General features: G+C 72.3%; 20 protein-coding genes. 5 read left to right on the forward strand and 15 right to left on the reverse strand.

Annotated elements, in window-relative coordinates; genetic code table 11:
- Positions 1-154: 154 nt before the first annotated feature.
- A complete protein-coding gene (locus ACIQU4_RS04640) occupies positions 155-1,036 on the forward strand; it encodes a glycosyltransferase family 2 protein (RefSeq protein WP_403725676.1) in 882 nt (293 codons plus the stop codon).
- Between the two features lie 43 nt (positions 1,037-1,079).
- Here the strand turns inward: ACIQU4_RS04640 and ACIQU4_RS04645 are convergent, their stop codons facing one another.
- The gene (locus ACIQU4_RS04645) at positions 1,080-1,946 is read right to left on the reverse strand and encodes a polysaccharide deacetylase family protein (RefSeq protein WP_403725678.1); all 867 of its coding nucleotides are present in this window, start codon (positions 1,944-1,946) and stop codon (positions 1,080-1,082) included.
- Positions 1,943-2,890, reverse strand: coding sequence for a polysaccharide deacetylase family protein (locus tag ACIQU4_RS04650; RefSeq protein WP_403725681.1), 948 nt, complete (start codon positions 2,888-2,890; stop codon positions 1,943-1,945). Before ACIQU4_RS04650 ends, ACIQU4_RS04645 begins: the two co-directional genes overlap by 4 nt.
- A gap of 107 nt (positions 2,891-2,997) precedes the next feature.
- Between ACIQU4_RS04650 and ACIQU4_RS04655 the strand changes: the two genes are divergently transcribed.
- Positions 2,998-4,185 carry a methyltransferase domain-containing protein gene (locus ACIQU4_RS04655; RefSeq protein WP_403725683.1) on the forward strand — a complete coding sequence of 396 codons (1,188 nt, stop codon included), beginning with the start codon at positions 2,998-3,000 and terminating at the stop codon, positions 4,183-4,185.
- A gap of 12 nt (positions 4,186-4,197) precedes the next feature.
- Here the strand turns inward: ACIQU4_RS04655 and ACIQU4_RS04660 are convergent, their stop codons facing one another.
- The 5 genes from ACIQU4_RS04660 to tsaB all read right to left on the reverse strand — a co-directional run bounded on the left by ACIQU4_RS04660 (position 4,198) and on the right by tsaB (position 7,457).
- A complete protein-coding gene (locus ACIQU4_RS04660; RefSeq protein ID WP_403725686.1) occupies positions 4,198-4,830 on the reverse strand; it encodes a hypothetical protein in 633 nt (210 codons plus the stop codon).
- Between the two features lie 66 nt (positions 4,831-4,896).
- Complete coding sequence (locus ACIQU4_RS04665) at positions 4,897-5,169, reverse strand: hypothetical protein (protein ID WP_403725689.1); 273 nt, start codon at positions 5,167-5,169, stop codon at positions 4,897-4,899.
- A complete protein-coding gene (gene tsaD / locus ACIQU4_RS04670; protein ID WP_403725692.1) occupies positions 5,169-6,293 on the reverse strand; it encodes a tRNA (adenosine(37)-N6)-threonylcarbamoyltransferase complex transferase subunit TsaD in 1,125 nt (374 codons plus the stop codon). Before tsaD ends, ACIQU4_RS04665 begins: the two co-directional genes overlap by 1 nt.
- Positions 6,286-6,798: a ribosomal protein S18-alanine N-acetyltransferase gene (gene rimI / locus ACIQU4_RS04675; protein ID WP_403725695.1), complete on the reverse strand. Its 513-nt coding sequence runs from the start codon at positions 6,796-6,798 to the stop codon at positions 6,286-6,288. Before rimI ends, tsaD begins: the two co-directional genes overlap by 8 nt.
- Positions 6,795-7,457, reverse strand: coding sequence for a tRNA (adenosine(37)-N6)-threonylcarbamoyltransferase complex dimerization subunit type 1 TsaB (gene tsaB, locus ACIQU4_RS04680; RefSeq protein ID WP_403725698.1), 663 nt, complete (start codon positions 7,455-7,457; stop codon positions 6,795-6,797). The genes rimI and tsaB overlap by 4 nt, the downstream gene beginning before the upstream one ends.
- Before the next feature lie 163 nt (positions 7,458-7,620).
- On the opposite strand from tsaB, the gene ACIQU4_RS04685 reads away from it, so the two are divergent.
- Positions 7,621-8,181 carry a hypothetical protein gene (locus ACIQU4_RS04685; RefSeq protein WP_403725701.1) on the forward strand — a complete coding sequence of 187 codons (561 nt, stop codon included), beginning with the start codon at positions 7,621-7,623 and terminating at the stop codon, positions 8,179-8,181.
- A 48-nt stretch (positions 8,182-8,229) separates the two neighbouring features.
- Here the strand turns inward: ACIQU4_RS04685 and ACIQU4_RS04690 are convergent, their stop codons facing one another.
- The 8 genes from ACIQU4_RS04690 to ACIQU4_RS04725 form a co-directional block, all read right to left on the reverse strand.
- Entirely contained in the window at positions 8,230-8,412 is a 183-nt protein-coding gene (locus tag ACIQU4_RS04690) for a hypothetical protein (protein WP_385582391.1), read from the reverse strand.
- Positions 8,413-8,558: 146 nt separating this feature from the next.
- The gene (gene tsaE, locus ACIQU4_RS04695; RefSeq protein WP_403725704.1) at positions 8,559-9,119 is read right to left on the reverse strand and encodes a tRNA (adenosine(37)-N6)-threonylcarbamoyltransferase complex ATPase subunit type 1 TsaE; all 561 of its coding nucleotides are present in this window, start codon (positions 9,117-9,119) and stop codon (positions 8,559-8,561) included.
- Complete coding sequence (locus tag ACIQU4_RS04700) at positions 9,055-10,254, reverse strand: alpha/beta fold hydrolase (protein WP_403725707.1); 1,200 nt, start codon at positions 10,252-10,254, stop codon at positions 9,055-9,057. The genes tsaE and ACIQU4_RS04700 overlap by 65 nt, the downstream gene beginning before the upstream one ends.
- 18 nt (positions 10,255-10,272) lie before the next feature.
- Positions 10,273-11,409 carry an alanine racemase gene (gene alr, locus ACIQU4_RS04705; RefSeq protein ID WP_403725709.1) on the reverse strand — a complete coding sequence of 379 codons (1,137 nt, stop codon included), beginning with the start codon at positions 11,407-11,409 and terminating at the stop codon, positions 10,273-10,275.
- Between the two features lie 127 nt (positions 11,410-11,536).
- Positions 11,537-12,931, reverse strand: a complete 1,395-nt coding sequence (locus ACIQU4_RS04710) for an NAD(P)H-hydrate dehydratase (protein ID WP_403725712.1) — start codon at positions 12,929-12,931, stop codon at positions 11,537-11,539.
- A 37-nt stretch (positions 12,932-12,968) separates the two neighbouring features.
- Positions 12,969-13,337, reverse strand: coding sequence for a holo-ACP synthase (locus ACIQU4_RS04715; RefSeq protein ID WP_053687981.1), 369 nt, complete (start codon positions 13,335-13,337; stop codon positions 12,969-12,971).
- Between the two features lie 18 nt (positions 13,338-13,355).
- Positions 13,356-15,203, reverse strand: coding sequence for a glutamine--fructose-6-phosphate transaminase (isomerizing) (gene glmS / locus ACIQU4_RS04720; protein WP_403725715.1), 1,848 nt, complete (start codon positions 15,201-15,203; stop codon positions 13,356-13,358).
- A 108-nt stretch (positions 15,204-15,311) separates the two neighbouring features.
- Positions 15,312-16,103, reverse strand: coding sequence for a hypothetical protein (locus ACIQU4_RS04725; RefSeq protein ID WP_403725718.1), 792 nt, complete (start codon positions 16,101-16,103; stop codon positions 15,312-15,314).
- Between the two features lie 274 nt (positions 16,104-16,377).
- Between ACIQU4_RS04725 and coaA the strand changes: the two genes are divergently transcribed.
- The gene (gene coaA / locus ACIQU4_RS04730; RefSeq protein WP_403725721.1) at positions 16,378-17,370 is read left to right on the forward strand and encodes a type I pantothenate kinase; all 993 of its coding nucleotides are present in this window, start codon (positions 16,378-16,380) and stop codon (positions 17,368-17,370) included.
- A 25-nt stretch (positions 17,371-17,395) separates the two neighbouring features.
- On the forward strand, positions 17,396-18,343 hold the full coding sequence (locus ACIQU4_RS04735) for a DUF389 domain-containing protein (RefSeq protein WP_403725724.1): 948 nt from the start codon (positions 17,396-17,398) through the stop codon (positions 18,341-18,343).
- The last annotated feature ends 15 nt before the right edge of the window (positions 18,344-18,358 follow it).

The raw sequence follows: 18,358 nt of genomic DNA on the forward strand, positions 1-18,358 counted from the left end.
GAGCGACCAGATGCCCCTGTGGTGCGTGGGCTGGACCTGGACGCGTCAGATCGCTACGCGCTCCTCTTGGCTCGGCGGCTGACGCCCGTCCGGGGCTGAGCAGGCTCCTGGCCGTAGCATCGGACCTGTTCGCCGACAACTGGAGTTTGCCGCCATGCCGTTGCCGCGCCTTGGAGTCGTCGTCGTGACGATGGGCACTCGCCCGCGCGAGTTGGAGGCTCTGCTCGCCTCCGTGGAGAGGCAGGACGTGCCGGCGACGAGGGTGGTGCTGGTCGGCAATGCGACGCCTCTCACCGATGTGGACGTGGCGGCCAACGTCGCCAAAGTCCCGCTTGAGCAGAACCTGGGCTGCCCGGGAGGCCGCAACGTCGGCCTGGAGAAGCTGCGCGAGTCTGGCGAGGTGGACGTCGTCATCGAGCTGGATGACGACGGGCTGCTCATCGACGCAGGCGTGTTCGGCAGGGTCCAGCAGCTGTTCGCGGAGGACCCGGCGCTGGGGGTCATCGGTTTCAGGGTCGCTGACGAGCACGGGCACACGGAGCGGCGCTGGGTTCCACGGCTGCGTGCTGACGATCCGATGCGCCGCGGTCTGGTGACCGCCTTCCTCGGCGGCGGCCACGCCTTCTCGATGCCCATGCTCCGGCAGATCGATTTGTGGCCGGCGGAGTTCTTCTTCGGGCACGAAGAGTCCGATCTGGCATGGCGTGCGCTGGATGCGGGATGGAAGATCCTCTACGAGCCGGAGCTCGTCCTCCAGCATCCGACGACGTCTCCCGCCCGGCATGCCGTCTATTACCGTTTCACCGCCCGGAACCGTGTCTGGCTGGCCCGCCGCCGGCTGCCGGTTCCGCTGATTCCGGTCTATCTCGGCGTGTGGATCGTTCTCGCCATGGCGCGGATGCGGTCTTTGACGGGGCTGAAAGCGTGGTGGAGCGGTTTCGTCGAGGGCGTGCGAGCGCCGTGCGGGCTGCGCAAGCCGATGAAGTGGCGCACGGTGTGGCGCATGACCCGGCTGGGCCGGCCTCCGGTGCTCTGAGCGGCTTGTGACCGGCTTCTTGACCTCCTGAAGCAGGCGGAGGTCAGAGGTAGTCCTCCAGGCGCCCTATCGCGTAGCCCTGTTCCTGGATGCGCTGGAGCATGCGGGTGGTCATCTGGATTTCCGTCGAGCCCTTGAGTTCGGAGGGGCCGCGGAAGTGGGCCAGGATGATGTCGCCCGGTTTGAGGGCGGAGCCCTCGGCGTACTGGAAATTATTGATCTGCATCGACACGCGCCACAGGATCACCTGCGATATGCCGCATTCGGAGGCGGCCTTGAGGGTGTCGTCGTTGTAGTTGCCGTACGGCGGCCGGAAGCGGACCGGCTTGGTGCCGAAGCGCTTCTCCAGGTGTTCCTGCTGGCCGCATATCTCCTTCTTCTGCGCCGCGAAGGGCAGGGTCCGGAGGTTCGGGTGCGTCAGGGTGTGGTTGTTGATCGTGCTGCCGGAGCCGTTGTCGCGGAGCTTCTCGAAGTGTCCGTAATCCGACGAGGCGATGTTGTCCGTCAGGAACATGCTGATCGGCAGCTTGAGATCGGCCGCCATCTTCAGGAACTCGGGGTCCTTCTCCGCGCCGTCGTCGAAGGTCAGGAAGACGACCTTGTCGGTGGGCGGGACGGGTATTCGGTCCACCACCTGGGCCTTGCCCGGGGCGGCCGGGGGGAGGGCGGGCTTCTGGGCCGGCTTCGGGGCGAATCGGAGGGGGGCTTTCAGGCCCCACTTCTTGTACGCCTCGTCGGCCGGCGTCGCGGCCGATCGCGACGGCGACGCAGCCGCCGTCGGCTGCGTCGTCTCGGGAGTCCTGCTGCCCAGTCTCTCGACCGGGTCCGCGCTGTCCCCGCACCCCGTCAGGGACAGCGCGAGCGCGCCGGCGGCCAGCGTTCCGACTACCGACCGGCGCGCGTACCTCACAAGTAGTCCTCCAGGCGGGCCACGGCGTACCCCTTGTCCGTGACGGTCTTCATGACATGACGGATCATGTCAGGCATGGAGCCCTTCCAGTCCTCCCGCCCTCTGAAATGAGTCAGGATGATGTCCCCAGGGTGGAGGTCGCGGTCCCACTCCCGCCAGTCCATGCGGTTCGGGAAGGCCTCCGCGTTCCACAGCGGGACCGCCTTGATGCCACAGGACTTCGCCGCCCGCAGCGTGTCCTGGTTGTAGTTGCCGTACGGCGGCCGGAACAGGGTCGGCCGCTTGCCGAACTGCTTCTGGATCGTGTCCTGCTGCCCGCAGATCTCCTCGTGCTGCTCCTCGTAGGAGAGCGCCGGCATGTAGCGGTGATTGAGCGTGTGGTTGTTCAGGGAAACGCCCGCGGCCTGCATCTCCTTGAAGTAGGGGTAGTTGTCGCGGACGAGGTAGTCGCTGAGGAACGCCGTGTACGGGATCTTCAGCTCCTGCATCATCTTCAGGAACTCGGGGTCCTTCTCCGCGCCGTCGTCGATCGTCAGGAAGACGACCTTGTCCTCCGTGGGGACGGTGGTGAAGACGGGCGGGAGGTCTTCCTGGCCCTCGACCTCGAAGCCCTCGCGCGTGGTGATCTCCGGCTTCGTCTTGGGCGCGGCCGGCGCGGTCAGCGGCGGCTTGGCCAGCTTCCACTTCTTCGCCGCGACGACCCGGGCCTGCTGGGCGGCCTTCAGCTGCTCGGCCGGGTTCGCGACCGCGCCCGCGGCGCCCGCGGGCGCGTCCGCCGCCTTTCCGCCCTTGCGGGCGGGAGCGGAGTCGGCGGCGGAGCCGCATCCCGTTCCGAGGGCGGCGACCAGCAGTGCGGCCAGTGCCACCCCGACGCGGCCGCGCGGACCCGCCGCGGACCGGTGACCATGAAGCGTCTTATGTTCCTTTTGTCCGACTAGCTGCATAGCAGCGCATCCTGGCACCCGCCACGCCCGCTTCCCGGACGACACCTCGCGCCGCGCTGCCACGTTCCTCCGACCGGCCCACACGCCCCGTCGCCGACAATGGAGTGGTGACCCCCGAAGACTTCGCCGCGCTCCTCACCCCCGAGGGCCGCGCCCTCCTCGACTCGCTCCGCGACCACGACCCGGCCCAGGAGCTCGCCCTCGCCACCCGGCTGCGCCGCGAGCACCCCGCCGCACTGGTCTCCGCCGCGCTCGGGCAGGCCCGGCTGCGGCAGCGCGCGGTGGCGAAGTTCGGCGCCGAGGACGCGTTCCGGATGTACTTCACGCCCGGCGGCGGCGAGATGGCCACCCGCGCCTCGGTGGCCTCGTACCGCGCCGGACGGCTCGCGGAACTCGGCGTGCGCAGCGTCGCGGACCTCTGCTGCGGCATCGGCGGGGACGCCCTCGCCCTGGCCCGGCTCGGCATCCGCGTCCTCGCCGTGGACCGCGACCCGCTGACCGTCGCCGTCGCCCGCGCCAACGCCGAGGCCCTGGGGCTGACGGAGCTCATCGAGGTCAGCGAGGCGGACGTGACCGACATCGACACCTCCGGGTACGACGCCGTCTTCCTCGACCCCGCCCGGCGCGGCGGCCGCGGCCGCATTTTCGACCCCGAGGGCTACTCGCCGCCGCTGTCGTGGGCCGTCGAGGCCGCCCGTACGGCCAAGTACGCCGCGATCAAGATCGCCCCCGGGATCCCGCACGAGGCCGTGCCGCCGGAGGCCGAGGCCGAGTGGATCTCGGACCAGGGGGACGTGAAGGAGGCCGTGCTGTGGTTCGGGACCGCGCCCGGCACCGTACGCGCCACCCTGCTGCCGGGTCCGCGCACCCTGCACACCGTCGATCCGCTGCCCGATCCCGAGGCCGGGCCGGTCGGCCGCTACCTCTACGAGCCCGACGGCGCCGTGATCCGCGCCCACCTCGTCGCCGAGGTCGCCGAGCAGCTGGCCGGCCGGCTCATCGACCCGACCATCGCGTACGTCACCGCCGACGAGCTGCGCGCGACGCCGTACGCCACCGCGTACGAGATCACCGACGTGCTGCCGTTCGGCCTCAAGAAGCTGAAGGCGCTGCTGCGCGAGCGCGGGGTCGGCATCCTGACCGTCAAGAAGCGCGGTTCGGCCATCGAGCCCGAGGAGCTGCGCAGGAAGGTCAAACCGCAGGGGCCGCACTCCGCGACCGTCTTCCTGACCCGGGTCGCCGGCGCCCCGTCGATGCTGATCGGCTCGCCCGTCACCGCACCGCGGGACCGCTGACCGGCTCGCCCGTCAGCGCGCCGCGGCGCCGCCGCCGCGGAAGGCGCGCACCGCCCACCGGTAGTGCGCGCCGGCCTTGCCGAGGCCCAGCAGGCCGGTGATCCACAGGATCATGCCGAGGCCCATGTAGTACGTGACCTCCCCGTACGTGGTGACGCCCGGGCGGGCCGACGCCGCCGAGCCGAAGGTCACGTACAGCCCGAACGCGCCCAGCGCGAAGGAGGCCAGCAGCCAGGTCAGACTCAGCCCCGGTGCGCGGACCCGCGCGTCGGCGGCCGGGTCCCGGTCCGACTCGGCCCAGGCGCGCAGCAGCTGGTGGACCAGCCGGTCCCGCCGGGCGCCCCGGGCGAACCAGAACCCCGCCGGGATCAGCACGCCCGCGCCGAGCAGGCCGAAGATCAGGCCGAAGAGGTACGAGAAAGGGTCGCCCGGCGTCTCGAAGGACATCAGGGCCATCCCGACGAAGGACCAGCCGAGCGCGAAGACGGCGGCGACGGCCCAGAGCAGCAGCAGCCGCCCCAGGCCCAGGCTGCGCCGGCCCAGGTCCTTCAGGAAGCGGGCGCGGTCGGCGCGTACGGCGTTCTCGTCCAGCCAGTCGCGCAAGTGGGCCGGAGGCGGTGGAGGCGGCAGGTCACGGCGAGGCATGCTCATGACGATAACGGCAGCGGGCCCGAGTCCCGCTCACGAGCCCCTGGAGGGCGCCTCGTGTTGTCAGGTTCCGCTGGTCTCCACCGACTCGAACCGCCAGCGGTGCACCGGACGGGTGATCAGGTCGGCTGCGGGCTCCGGGAGTTCGGGCAGCTGCGCCGCCACGCCCTCGGCCGCCTCCCACCATGTGACGACCAACACCCGGTCCTGCGGGGCCCGCAGCAGCTCGCGGCGCGCGGGCTCGCGCTCCAGCACCTGCGAACGAGCCCACTCCAGCAGCTCGTTGCCCCGCCCGGCGGTGGCCCGGGCCTCCCACATCAGCGCGACGGTGCTCATCAGTACAGGTTGTCCTTGCTCAACTCGTGCACGTGGTCGTGGGAGTGCTCGTGCTCGTGCTCGTGGGAGTGCGCGTGCGAGGTACCCGGCACGTGCGGGTCCGTCACCGGCAGCGAGGAGTCCGCCGACAGGTCCCAGTCCGAGGCCGGCCGGTTCCGCTTGACCATCTCCGCGCCCAGTGCGGCCACCATCGCGCCGTTGTCCGTGCACAGCTTCGGCCGCGGCACCCGCAGGATGATCCCCGCGTCGTCGCAGCGCTCCTGCGCCAGCGAGCGCAGCCGGGAATTGGCCGCCACACCGCCGCCGATCATCAGGTGGTCGACGCCCTCGTCCTTGCACGCGCGGATCGCCTTGCGGGTCAGCACGTCCACCACGGCCTCCTGGAAGGACGCCGCCACATCGCGCACCGGCACCTCCTCGCCCGCGTTCCGCTTCGCCTCGATCCAGCGGGCGACCGCCGTCTTGAGGCCGGAGAAGGAGAAGTCGTACGCCGCGTCGCGCGGCCCCGTCAGCCCGCGCGGGAATTTGATCGCCTTCGGGTCGCCCTCGCGGGCGAGCCGGTCGATGACCGGGCCGCCGGGGAAGCCCAGCTGCAGCACGCGCGCGATCTTGTCGAAGGCCTCGCCGGCCGCGTCGTCGATGGTCGCGCCCAGCGGCCGTACGTCGGAGGTGATGTCCGGGGCGAGCAGCAGCGAGGAGTGCCCGCCGGACACCAGCAGCGCCATCGTCGGCTCCGGCAGCGGCCCGTGCTCCAGCTGGTCCACGCAGATGTGCGAGGCCAGGTGGTTCACCCCGTAGAGCGGCTTGCCGAGCGCGTACGCGTACGCCTTGGCCGCCGAGACGCCCACCAGCAGGGCCCCCGCGAGCCCGGGACCCGCCGTGACGGCGATCCCGTCGAGGTCGCGGGCGCTGACCCCGGCCTCCTTCAGGGCGCGCTCGATGGTCGGGACCATCGCCTCCAGGTGCGCCCGCGAGGCCACCTCGGGCACGACGCCGCCGAAGCGGGCGTGCTCGTCGACGCTGGAGGCGATCGCGTCGGCCAGCAGGGTGGTGCCGCGGACCACGCCGACGCCGGTCTCGTCGCAGGAGGTCTCGATGCCGAGGACGAGCGGTTCGTCAGCCATTGCTCTCAGTGCTTTCAGTCGTCGCTTGTGCGGGGTCGGTCAGGCGCATCACGAGCGCGTCCACGTTGCCGGGCTGGTAGTAGCCCCGCCGGAAGCCGATCGGCTCGAAGCCGAAGCGCTCGTAGAGCTTCTGGGCCCGGGTGTTGTCCACCCGTACCTCCAGCAGCACCTCGGCGCACTCGAACGCGGTGGCGGCGCGCAGCAGGTCGGTGAGGAGCCGGGCGCCGAGCCCGGTCCCCCACTGGTCGCGCGCGGCCGCGATGGTCTGTACGTCGGCCAGGTCACCGGCGGCGGCCAGCCCGGCGTAGCCGACGATGTGGCCGGAATCCGGGGCTTCGGCGACCACGTAGCGGCGGGTGGCGTGCGGGCCGCGGGCGTGGGCGAGCTCGGACCAGAACATGCCCGCGGACCAGGCGTCCTCGGGGAACAGCTCGTGCTCCAGTTCCAGCACCGGCTCGATGTCCCACCAGCGCATCTCGCGCAGTACCGCTGTCGGTGCCGTCACTGCGGGGTGACCACCTTGTAGTTCTTGGGCACCTGCGCGTCGGGCCGGCGCAGGTAGAGCGGCGTCGGAGGCAGGAACTCCTCCCCCGCCGCCAGCCGTTCCACGGCCAGGGAGGCGAGCGCGGCGGCGCTCTGGTGCTCGGGGGCCCGCGCGTCCGTGAAGACGTCCGGGTACAGCAGCGCGCCCTGGCCCACCGCGGGCACGCCGGCGACCCGCTCGGCGATGTCGGCCGGCCGGTCCACGGCGGGCTCGCCGACGCGCGTGCGCGGGTCCTCGTACCGGGCCCAGTAGACCTCCTTGCGCCGCGCGTCGGTGGCGACGGTGAAGGGGCCCTCGATCCCGGCGGCGCCCGCGGCGTACGCGAGCCCGTCGAGGGTGCACAGGCCGTGCACGGGGATGCCGAGCACGGTGGCGAAGGTGGAGGCGGTGACGAGGCCGACGCGCAGCCCGGTGTAGGGGCCGGGGCCGACGCCGACGACGATGCCGGTGAGGGCGTCGAGCTTCAGCCCGGCCTCCGCGAGGACCTTGTCGACGGAGGGCAGCAGGAGCTCCCCGTGGCGGCGGGCGTCGACCTGGTTCGACTCGGCGAGGACGGACTCGCCGTCGTGCAGGGCGACGGTGACGGCGGGCGTGGCGGTATCTACAGCGAGCAAGAGCACGCGAACAGCCTACGACTCCGGGGGCCCGGGCCCTCGCGGCCGGTCATGGGGCACCCCGGCTGCTACCTTCGACCCAGGTATCGGCCGGGGCCGGGCCGGGGCACGCAGGCGCTGCCCGGCAGGCGCTCCGGCAACAGGGGAAGCACGGGAGAGGTGGAGCAAGGTGGCACGCAGCAGCTCGGGAATCGTGGCCGGGCTCACCGTGGTGGCGATCGCCGCCGTCGGCTTCCTCGGCTACCAGGCCTCCGCGACCGCGCCCGCGCATCCCCCGAAGGCGGCGGCGGCGCCGCCCGCGGCCCCTTCCCCCGTACCGTCCGCGCACGCGGCCGAGCCGGCGAAGCCGGTGGCCGTGCCGCCGGAATCGGGCACCGGCTCGCGCGTCGTGTACTCGGTGAGCCAGAAGCGGGTGTGGCTGGTCGGCGAGGGCGCTCAGGAGCCGAAGTCGTTCGCGGTCAAGCCCAGCACGGCGCACCCGAAGCCGGGCACGTACCTGGTGAACTCCCGCTCGGGCGCGGTCACCGGCTCGGACGGGGTGCCGATCGAGCACGTCGTACGGTTCGCCACCGCCGACGGGGTCGTGGTCGGGTTCAGCTCCCGGGTGGACGGCCAGATGCCGGAGCCCGACCAGAGCAAGAAGACCGGTGGCATCCGGATGGCGCGGGCCGACGGCGATGCCATGTGGGCCTTCGCGACGATCAACTCGAAGGTCGTCGTCCTCCCCTGACCGCCGACCGCCGCCGCCGCTGATTCACCCGTACGGACTACAGGCTTCTCAGGCCGCCTCGGACTCCGGGGCGGCCTGTTCGCGTACGTCCACGGGGTCGGCCCCGGGCGCGTCCGAGGCTCCCCGTACGGGAGGCGTCGAGACGGCGGTGGCTGCCGCGCCCGCGGCGAGCAGCGCCCCCATGGACACGACGGACGGGCGGGGGTCGCGCTGCACTCCTGCTGCGGACATGGCTCCTCCTGGCTTGGGCCGGCCCCTACTTAGGTAAACCTAACCAGCCCTCCGTACCATGTCACCACGCCGGACTCCATCGGCGCAATATCTTGCCGACGAGTTGTCGGTACGTTTTCCGGGACGGCGTCTCCGCCGGCAGCGGGTTACAGCGCCGCCAGCGCGCCCGGCGCGGACCAGCGCGCCCCGATCCCGCGCACCGAGACCTCCCGTACGTCGTCGAGGACCTCCTCGTGGCCGACCGCCCGCGCGATCACCACGTGCAGCCGGTCGTCGGAGAGCTCCTCGACCTTGCCGTCGCCCCACTCCACGACGACCACGGACTCGGGCAGCGAGACGTCGAGGTCCAGGTCCTCCATCTCGTCCAGCCCGCCGCCCAGCCGGTACGCGTCCACGTGGACCAGCGCCGGCCCGCCGCTCAGCGAGGGGTGGACCCGGGCGATCACGAAGGTCGGCGAGGTCACGGCGCCCCGTACGCCCAGCCCCTCGCCCAGTCCCCGGGTCAGCGTGGTCTTGCCCGCGCCGAGCTCTCCGGTCAGCAGGACGAGGTCGCCGGGGCGGAGCAGGCCTGCGAGGGTGCGGCCCAGTTCCCGCATGGCCTCGGGCGAGTCGACGGTGATGCGCGCCTCGGCGTCGGCCGCCTCAGTTCCCTGCCGCGGTGCCTGACTGTGCGGTGCTCGTGGAGCTTCCAGTGGTACTTCTTCCATGCCCGCCAACGTTAGTCGCTGCGGGCACCGCACCGGTGCGCGCCAGCAGGTCGGTCAGCAGCCCCGTCACCGTGTCGGGGTACTCCAGCATCATCAGGTGACCGGCGGACTCCAGGACCGCGAGCTCGGCGGCCGGCAGCGCGTCCTTGATGGCCTGGCTGTGCGCGGCGGGGGTGACCATGTCGCGGTCACCGGCGATGACGGTGACGGGGATGTCGGCGAACCGCTGGAGGGCGGCGCTCTTGTCGTGGATCTGGAAGGCCGGGTAGAACTCGGCGACCACGTCGATCGGGGTGGCCTCGATGAGCCGCTCGGCGAAGCGCGCGACCCCCGGGTCCACCTCGCGGGGGGCACCGAACGAGTACATCTTGATCATGCCGGCGAAGAGGTCGGCGGTGGCCCGGCGGCCCTTCTCCACGAGCTCCACCTGCGAGCCGAGCGCCTTGAGCACGGGCGGCAGGATGCGCCGTACGGCGCCCATGCCGACCGCGGGCAGCCCGTACGTGACCTGGTCGAGGTGGCCGCTGGACGTGCCGACCAGGGCCACGCCGATCACCCGGTCGCGGATCAGCTCGGGGAACTGCTCGGCCAGCGCCATGATCGTCATGCCGCCCATCGAGTGGCCCACCAGGATCAGCGGGCCCTCGGGCGCGGCGGCGTCGATGACGGTCTTCAGGTCGCGGCCGAGCTGGTCGATGCTCGCGCGCTCGCCGTCGGCCTGGGCGAAGCCGCGCGCGCTGCGGCCGTGGCTGCGCTGGTCCCAGTACACGGAGCGGACCAGGCCCCGCAGGGCGGAGCGCTGGAAGTGCCAGGAGTCCTGGGCGAGGCAGTAGCCGTGGCAGAACACGACGGTCGGAGCGGCCGGGTCCTTGCGGCGCAGCCGGGCCCGCTTCTTGGGGCCCTCGGGCGGCTCGTCGACCTCGTAGTAGAGCTCGGTGCCGTCCTCGGCGTAGCAGGCTCCCGGCGTCCCGCGCAGGGAGCCGTAGTCGCCGGTGGCGTCGAGCGCGAGGCGCGCCTTGCGGCGCATGCCGCGCCCGACCGTGATCCGCTCGACCGCGACCCCGGCCGCCGCGCCTGCGGCTATCACGCCGATCGCGGCGCCGGCCCAGCCCGCCTTGCGCCAGTTCTCGCTCACGCCGTCCTCACTCAGCCCTCAGCCGCCCAGGTAGACCCGGGGTACGCGCACCCCGATACGGGTGACGATCTCATAGGCGATCGTGTGTGCCGCTTGAGCCCAGTCCTCGGCGGTGGGCTCGCCGTGCTCCCCGGTACCGAAGAGGACTGCCTCGTCCCCGGCGCGTACCAGGTCACCGCCCAGGTCGACGACGAACTGGTCCATGGCGACGCGGCCGGCGACGCGGCGCACCTTGCCGCCGACGGAGACGGGCCCGCTGCCGGAGGCGTGCCGGGGGATGCCGTCGGCGTACCCGGCGGGGATGAGGGCGAGGTTCGTCTCGGCCTCGGTGACGTAGTGGTGCCCGTAGCTGACCCCGTGGCCGGCGGGCACGGTCTTGACCAGCGCCACGGAGGCCTTGAGGGTCATGGCGGGCCGCAGGCCCAGCTCCTCGGCGGTGCCGAGCTCGGGGGCCGGGGAGACGCCGTAGACGGCGAGGCCGCAGCGGACGAGGTCGAAGTGGCTCTCGGGCAGGGTCAGGGTCGCGGGCGAGTTGGCGATGTGCCGGACCTCGGGCTCCACGCCCTCCTTCTCGGCGTACGCCAGCATGTCGCGGAAGGAGGCCAGCTGGAGCGGGATGGAGGGGTGGCCGGGCTCGTCGGCGCATGCGAAGTGCGACCAGATGCCGGTGATCTTGACAGTGCCCTCGGCCTGGGCGGCGACGGCCGCGCCGACCAGCTCGGCCCAGTCGGCGGGCTGGCAGCCGTTGCGGCCCAGGCCGGTGTCGGCCTTGAGCTGGATCCTGGCCGTGCGGCCGGCGGCGAGCGCGGCCTTGCGCACCTCGTCGAGGGCCCACATCCCGCTGACGGAGATGTCCACGTCGGCCTCGACGGCCGCCTGCCACGGCCCGCCGGGGGTCCACAGCCAGCACAGGAGCGGTCCGGCGATCCCGGCGGCGCGCAGGGCGAGCGCCTCCTCGGGGGTGGCGGTTCCGAGCCAGGTGGCACCGGCGTCCTGGGCCGCGCGGGCGCAGGGGATCGCGCCGTGGCCATAGGCGTCCGCCTTGACGACGGCCATCAGCTCGGCCCGGGGTGCCCGCGCGCGCAGGGCGCGTACGTTCGCCCGTACGGCGTCAAGATCGATCTCGGCGTACACGCGCGTCGGTGTCTCGTTCATCGCCCCCAGTCTCTCAGAGCGAGGCCGTGGCCTGCGCGACCGCCGTTCATACGTCGACATATTGGATGATTTTCACCCCTGATGACACATCAGGGGTGCTAGGCCCAGGCCCCGTCCAAGACACGGCCTACCCGCGGATGTCACGCCAGGCGTCCGGGAGGGACTCCGCGATCTGCTGGGCGAGGAGCGGGGCTCCGGAGGCGGCCCGGCGCCCCGCCAGGCCGTGCACGTACGCCGCCACCGACGCGGCGTCCGGCGCCGCCAGGCCCGAGGCCAGCAGGGATCCCGCCAGGCCCGACAGGACGTCGCCGCTGCCCGCGGTCGCCAGCCACGGGGTTCCCGTCGGGTTGACCCGGACCGGACCGCCGCCCGCGCGCGACACCAGCGTCGTCGATCCCTTCAGCAGGGCCGTGGCCCCGTACCGCGCCGCCAGGGAGCGTACGGACGACAGCCGGCCCGACTCCACCGCCTCGCGGTCCACCCCGAGCAGCGCCGCCGCCTCCCCCGCGTGCGGGGTCAGCAGGGTCTCGGCCGGCCGGGCCCGCAGCACCGCCGGATCCAGCCCGCGCAGCCCGTCCGCGTCCACCAGCACCGGCACCGGGTCGGCCAGGGCCACGGCGACCTCCGCCGCCCGGCCCTCGCCCAGCCCCGGGCCGACCACCCACGCCTGCACCCGGCCCCGCCCGATCAGCGTCTCGGGGTACCGCGCCAGCACCGCGTCCGCCGCCGGTCCGACGTAGCGCACGGCGCCCGCGCCGCCGCGCAGCGCCCCCGCGACGGCGAGCACCGCCGCCCCCGGGTACTGCACCGACCCGGCGACGATGCCGACCACGCCCCGCCGGTACTTGTCGCTCGACGCCGTCGGAGCCGGCAGCAGCGCCGCCACATCGGCGTGCTGCAGGGCCTCCGCGTCCGGGTCCGGCAGCGACAGCCCGATGTCCACCAGGCGCAGCGCGCCCGTGCACGAGGCGCCCGGATCGATGAGCAGCCCCGGCTTGTACGCCCCGAAGGTCACCGTGACATCGGCGTGGACGGCCGCTCCGGCCACCTCGCCGGTGTCCGCGTCGACCCCGCTCGGCAGGTCCACCGCGACCACGGGGGCACCGGCCGGGATCCGCTCCACCAGCGCCGCCGCGGCCGGCCGCAGCCCGCCGCGGCCGCCGATGCCGACGAGCCCGTCCAGTACGAGGTCCGCCCTGCCGGGAACGGTCCGCTCGACCCGGCCCCCGGCGGCGAGCAGCGCCCGCAGCCCGCCCGCGTGCACCCGCTGCGGATCCATCGGGACGGCCGTCACCCCGGCGCCGCGCCGGGCCAGCCGGGCGCCCGCGTACAGTGCGTCGCCGCCGTTGTCCCCGGGCCCGACGAGCAGCACGACGCGCGCCCCGTACACCCGGCGCAGCAGGGCGGCGCAGACGGCGGCCAGCCCGGCCGCCGCGCGCTGCATCAGGGCGCCCTCCGGCAGCCGCGCCATCAGCTCGCGCTCGGCGGCCCGTACGGTCTCCACGCTGTAAGCAGTACGCATGGCACCCAGCCTGCCGGAAAATCCCGGGAACGCGGGGCTATCCCTCCGCGATCACCACGGCCGAGGCGATGCCCGCGTCGTGGCTCAGGGAGATGTGCCAGGACTTCACGCCCAGCGCCACCGCCCTGGCCTCGACCGTCCCCGACACCCGCACCCGCGGCTGCCCGGTCTCCTCGACGTACACCTCGGCGTCGGTCCACAGCATCCCGCCGGGCGCGCCGAGCGCCTTGGCGAGGGCCTCCTTGGCCGCGAACCGGGCGGCGAGCGAGGCGATCCCGCGCCGCTCGCCGCTCGGCAGCGTCAACTCGGAGTCGACGAACAGCCGCTGCGCCAGTTGCGGCGTCCGGGCCAGCGACTCACCGAACCGCTCGATCTCGGCAACGTCGATTCCCACTCCGATGATCACAACGCCAACTCACTTCGCTCACTCCACGGTTACAGACTTTGCGAGGTTACGCGGCTGGTCCACCTCGTTCCCCCGCGCCGTGGCCAGCTCGCACGCGAAGACCTGCAGGGGCACCGTCGCCACCAGCGGCTGGAGCAGCGTCGGCGTCGCCGGGATCCGGATCAGGTGGTCGGCGTACGGGACGACCGCGTGGTCGCCCTCCTCCGCGATCACGATGGTCCGCGCCCCGCGCGCCCGGATCTCCTGGATGTTCGACACGATCTTGTCGTGCAGCACGGAGCGTCCGCGCGGCGACGGCACGACCACCACCACCGGCAGGTCCTTCTCGATCAGCGCGATCGGCCCGTGCTTGAGCTCGCCCGCCGCGAAGCCCTCGGCGTGCATGTACGCCAGCTCCTTGAGCTTGAGCGCGCCCTCCAGCGCCACCGGGTACCCGACGTGGCGGCCGAGGAACAGCACGGTGTTCTTGTCCGCCAGCGAACGCGCCAGCTCCCGGACCGGCTCCATGGTCTCCAGTACCGTGTCCACGGCCGCGGCGATGTCGGACAGCTCGCGGATCACCGTCTCGATCTCGTCGCCCCACTTCGTACCCCGCACCTGCCCGAGGTACAGCGCGACCAGATAGCAGGCCACCAGCTGCGTCAGGAACGCCTTCGTCGAGGCGACGGCCACCTCCGGACCGGCGTGCGTGTACAGCACGGCATCCGATTCGCGCGGGATCGTCGACCCGTTCGTATTGCAGATGGCCAGCACCTTGGCCCCCTGCTCGCGCGCGTGCCGCAGCGCCATCAGGGTGTCCATGGTCTCGCCGCTCTGCGAGATCGCGACCACCAGCGTCCGCTGGTCCAGGATCGGGTCGCGGTAGCGGAACTCGCTGGCCAGCTCCGTCTCGCACGGGATGCGGGTCCAGTGCTCGATGGCCAGCTTCGCGATCATGCCCGCGTGGTACGCCGTACCGCACGCCACGATCACGACCTTGTCGACCTCCCTGAGCACCGAGACGGGGATGCGCACCTCGTCCAGGCTCAGCGAGCCGCTCGCGTCGATCCTGCCCAGGAGGGTGTCGGCGACAGCCTTCGGCTGCTCCGCGATCTCCTTGAGCATGAAGTAGTCATAGCCCCCCTTTTCGGCCGCCGAGGCGTCCCAGTCCACGTGGTACGCCCGCACGGACGCGGGCGCACCGGCGAAGTCGGTCACCGTGACCCCGTCGCGGCGGAGCTCGACGACCTGGTCCTGCCCCAGCTCGATCGCGGACCGGGTGTGGGCGATGAACGCGGACACGTCCGAGGCGAGGAAGTTCTCACCCTCCCCAACGCCCACCACCAGGGGGGAGTTCCGGCGGGCCCCGACCACCACGTCCGGCGCGTCGGCGTGCACCGCGACCAGCGTGAACGCGCCCTCCAGCCGCCGGCACACCTGCCGCATGGCCTCCGCGAGGTCCCCGCCGGCCTCGAACCGCTCGGCCAGCAGGTGGGCGACCACCTCGGTGTCCGTCTCCGACTCCAGCCGGTGCCCGCGCTCGGCCAGTTCGGCGCGCAGGGCGGCGAAGTTCTCGATGATGCCGTTGTGGACGACGGCCACCCGGCCCGCGTTGTCGAGGTGCGGGTGGGCGTTGACGTCGGTGGGCCCGCCGTGGGTGGCCCAGCGGGTGTGCCCGAGTCCCGTGGAACCGGCCGGCAGCGGATGCCCGACCAGTTCCTTCTCCAGATTGACCAGTTTTCCGGCCTTCTTGGCGGCGACCAGCCCCCCGTCCGCGAGCACGGCGACGCCCGCCGAGTCGTAGCCGCGGTACTCCAGCCGCTTGAGTCCGGCGATGACCACATCGAGCGCCGACTGCGCTCCCACGTAACCCACAATTCCGCACATACGGCGCAGCGTACGCGGAAGCGAGCCGCCTGCCCCGTACCTGAACAAGACGAAAACCCCGCCCCGGCGAATGAGCCGGAGCGGGGTTGACGTTCGGTCGGGCGGGGTTCAGCCGAGCTTCTTGGACTGGGCGGCGACCAGCGTCACCGGAGATTCCGCCGCCCCCAGGAGGCTGATGGAGCTGAAGGTGGCGACCGTGGATCCGGTGCGCAGGACCGTGAGGAGGGTGGTGGCCTTGTCGCCGTCCTCGAGGTCCGCCGTGAGGACGAGGCTGACGGAGTCGTCGCCGGAGGTGACGGGGGCGCCGGTGCCGCGCTGGACGCTCTCGTACTTGGTGGTCTCCCCCTGAGAGGTGCTGCTGAAGCCGCCCGCGCACGCCTGGCCCGCCGCCTTCACGGAGGCCAGCACGTCCTGCGCGCCCTTGTCGTCGTAGGAGGTGAGGCCGACCATCGTCACGGTGGTGCCGATGGCGTTCTTGATCGCCTCGGCCTTCTCCTCCGCCGAGGCGTTCGGGCCCGCTTCCTTCGGCTTGGCGCCTAGGGCGGTACGCGCGACGCCGGTCGGCGCGCCGATCTTCTGCAGGGCCTGGCCCTGGACCAGGACCTTGCACTCGGGCTTGTCGGTGGTGACCGACGCCTTGTCGACGTCTGCCAGCTTGGCGGCGGCCTCGGACTGCAGGAGGTACCCGGGCGCCTCGGCCTGCGTCACCAGCAGCGCGCCCAACTCCGCGTCCGTCTTGCCCTTCGCGGCCTGGGCCGCCGACGACGCCGGGGCGGAGGGGGGCGGCGTGGCGCCGCCCCCCTTGCCGTCCGACTTGTCGGAGCCGCAGGCGGTGGCCAGCAGGGCCAGGGACACCGCGGAAGCGGTCAGGACGGTACGACGGACAAGAGTGCTACGCACGAAAGATCTCCCCCAGAGCACACAACAAACGAAAACAGCGGCACCAGGCCGGAGCCGAGCCGCTTCGACCGGCAAATCTACGCGGCGATCCGATCAAGGTCGGAGCATTTTCCGCCGCGCGCCGCCAATCGTGACCGGGGCGATACCCTCCGCATCCGCCCCCGCCGCCCGTCCTGCGCCACGTGACCGACCCCACCACCCACAACCGCCCCCGAGCCACGACAATGGCCCTGTGATCACTTCGCCGCCACGAAGCACGCCGCCGGAGAGCGCGATGGAGCGCCCCGACCGCCCCGAGCGACCCCACCGCCGGGCCGAGGTCTCCCCGTACGTCGACCTCACCCGCGACGAGTGGAGCGCGCTGCGCGAGCGGACCCCGCTCCCCCTCACCGCCGAGGAGGTCGAGCGGCTGCGCGGTCTCGGCGACGTCATCGACCTCGACGAGGTCCGGGACGTCTACCTGCCGCTCTCGCGCCTCCTCAACCTCTACGTCGGCGCCACGAGCAACCTCCGCGGCACCCTCAACACCTTCCTCGGCGACGCCGGCAACGGCCACGGCGCCCAGCAGGGCACCCCCTTCGTCATAGGGGTCGCCGGCTCCGTCGCCGTCGGCAAGTCCACGGTGGCCCGCCTCCTCCAGGCCCTGCTCGCCCGCTGGCCCGAGCACCCCCGCGTCGAGCTGGTCACCACCGACGGCTTCCTCTACCCCATGAAGGAGCTCCAGCGGCGCGGGCTGACTGCCCGCAAGGGCTTCCCGGAGTCGTACGACCGCCGCGCGCTCACCCGCTTCGTCGCGGACATCAAGGCGGGCAAGGACGAGGTCAGCGCCCCGGTCTACTCGCACCTGATCTACGACATCGTCCCCGGTGAGCAGCTCGTCGTACGCCGCCCCGACATCCTGATCGTCGAGGGGCTCAACGTCCTGCAGCCGGCCCTGCCCGGCAAGGACGGCCGTACGCGCGTCGCGCTCGCCGACTACTTCGACTTCAGCGTGTACGTGGACGCCCGGCCCGAGGACATCGAGCGCTGGTACCTCAACCGGTTCCGGAGGCTGCGCGAGACCGCGTTCCAGAATCCCTTCTCCTACTTCCGCAAGTACACCCAGGTCTCCGAGGAGGAGGCCGTCGAGTACGCGCAGACCATGTGGCGCACGATCAACAAGCCCAACCTCCTGGAGAACGTCGCCCCCACCCGCGGCCGCGCGACGCTCGTCGTGCGCAAGGGCCCGGACCACAAGGTCCAGAAGCTCAGCCTCCGCAAGCTCTGACCCCGTCGGCGGCTAAGGTGCGGCCATGCTGCACCTTCGGTTGATCACCCCGGCCGACCGGACCGACGCCGTGGTCTCGGTCATCGAATCGACGGTCGGCACCACCCATCTGGTCGTACTGCCGGGTGCCGCCCGCGATCCGCGCGGCGACCTCGTGCTGTGCGACGTCGCCCGGGAGGCGGGTGACGAGCTGCTGCAGGAGCTCCGGCGACTGGGCGTCGAGAAGGACGGCTCGATCGCCGTCGAGAACATCGACCTGTCGTTGTCCCGGCGGGCCGACGCGGCCGAGGAGGAGGCCCCGGGCGAGGCCGCCGACGCGGTGCTGTGGGAGCAGCTGGCGGAGGCGACCCACGAGGAGTCGACCCTCACCATCACGTACGTCGCGTTCATGATCCTCGCGACGATGATCGCGGCCTGCGGTGTGGTCCTCGACAACGCGATCCTGATCGTGGGCGCCATGGCGGTCGGCCCGGAGTTCGGTCCGCTCGCCGGAGTCTGCACCGGCGTGGTGCAGCGCGAACCGCGGCTCGCGCTGCGGTCCCTCAGCGCGCTGCTGATCGGTTTCGCCGTGGCGATCGCCGCCACCACCGTCTTCAGCCTGGGGATGGACGCCATCGGGCAGTTCCACGCGGGGATACTGGACCGGCCCCGCCCGAACACCGGCTTCATCTGGCAGCCGGACTCGTTCTCCTTCGTGGTGTCGCTGCTCGCGGGCGTGGCGGGGGTGCTGTCCCTGACCTCCGCCAAGTCCGGGGCGCTGGTGGGCGTCGCGATCTCGGTGACGACCGTCCCGGCGGGCGCGAACGCCGCCGTGGCCCTCAGCTACGGGGAGTTCGCCCAGATGTGGGGGTCGGCGGAGCAGCTGCTGCTGAACCTGGGCGGGATCATGCTGGCGGGCGTCCTCACCCTGTACGGACAGAAGGCGCTGTGGCGGACCCAGCGCGGCCGCTGGGCCCGCCGGCCCAAGACCTGAGCGCACCCCGCCGCG

Origin of the sequence: Streptomyces sp. NPDC090741 (assembly GCF_044769045.1) — a bacterium.
Classification (GTDB): Bacteria; Actinomycetota; Actinomycetes; order Streptomycetales; family Streptomycetaceae; genus Streptomyces.

Bases quoted from the DNA above. Each gene is read 5' to 3' on its own strand.
- ACIQU4_RS04640 (WP_403725676.1), top strand. From the start codon at position 155: ATGCCGTTGCCGCGCCTTGGAGTCGTCGTCGTGACGATGGGCACTCGC.
- ACIQU4_RS04650 (WP_403725681.1), bottom strand. From the start codon at position 2,890: ATGCAGCTAGTCGGACAAAAGGAACATAAGACGCTTCATGGTCACCGG.
- ACIQU4_RS04660 (WP_403725686.1), bottom strand. From the start codon at position 4,830: ATGCCTCGCCGTGACCTGCCGCCTCCACCGCCTCCGGCCCACTTGCGC.
- ACIQU4_RS04665 (WP_403725689.1), bottom strand. From the start codon at position 5,169: ATGAGCACCGTCGCGCTGATGTGGGAGGCCCGGGCCACCGCCGGGCGG.
- tsaD (WP_403725692.1), bottom strand. From the start codon at position 6,293: ATGGCTGACGAACCGCTCGTCCTCGGCATCGAGACCTCCTGCGACGAG.
- ACIQU4_RS04690 (WP_385582391.1), bottom strand. From the start codon at position 8,412: ATGTCCGCAGCAGGAGTGCAGCGCGACCCCCGCCCGTCCGTCGTGTCC.
- tsaE (WP_403725704.1), bottom strand. From the start codon at position 9,119: ATGGAAGAAGTACCACTGGAAGCTCCACGAGCACCGCACAGTCAGGCA.
- alr (WP_403725709.1), bottom strand. From the start codon at position 11,409: ATGAACGAGACACCGACGCGCGTGTACGCCGAGATCGATCTTGACGCC.
- ACIQU4_RS04710 (WP_403725712.1), bottom strand. From the start codon at position 12,931: ATGCGTACTGCTTACAGCGTGGAGACCGTACGGGCCGCCGAGCGCGAG.
- glmS (WP_403725715.1), bottom strand. From the start codon at position 15,203: ATGTGCGGAATTGTGGGTTACGTGGGAGCGCAGTCGGCGCTCGATGTG.
- coaA (WP_403725721.1), top strand. From the start codon at position 16,378: ATGGAGCGCCCCGACCGCCCCGAGCGACCCCACCGCCGGGCCGAGGTC.
- ACIQU4_RS04735 (WP_403725724.1), top strand. From the start codon at position 17,396: ATGCTGCACCTTCGGTTGATCACCCCGGCCGACCGGACCGACGCCGTG.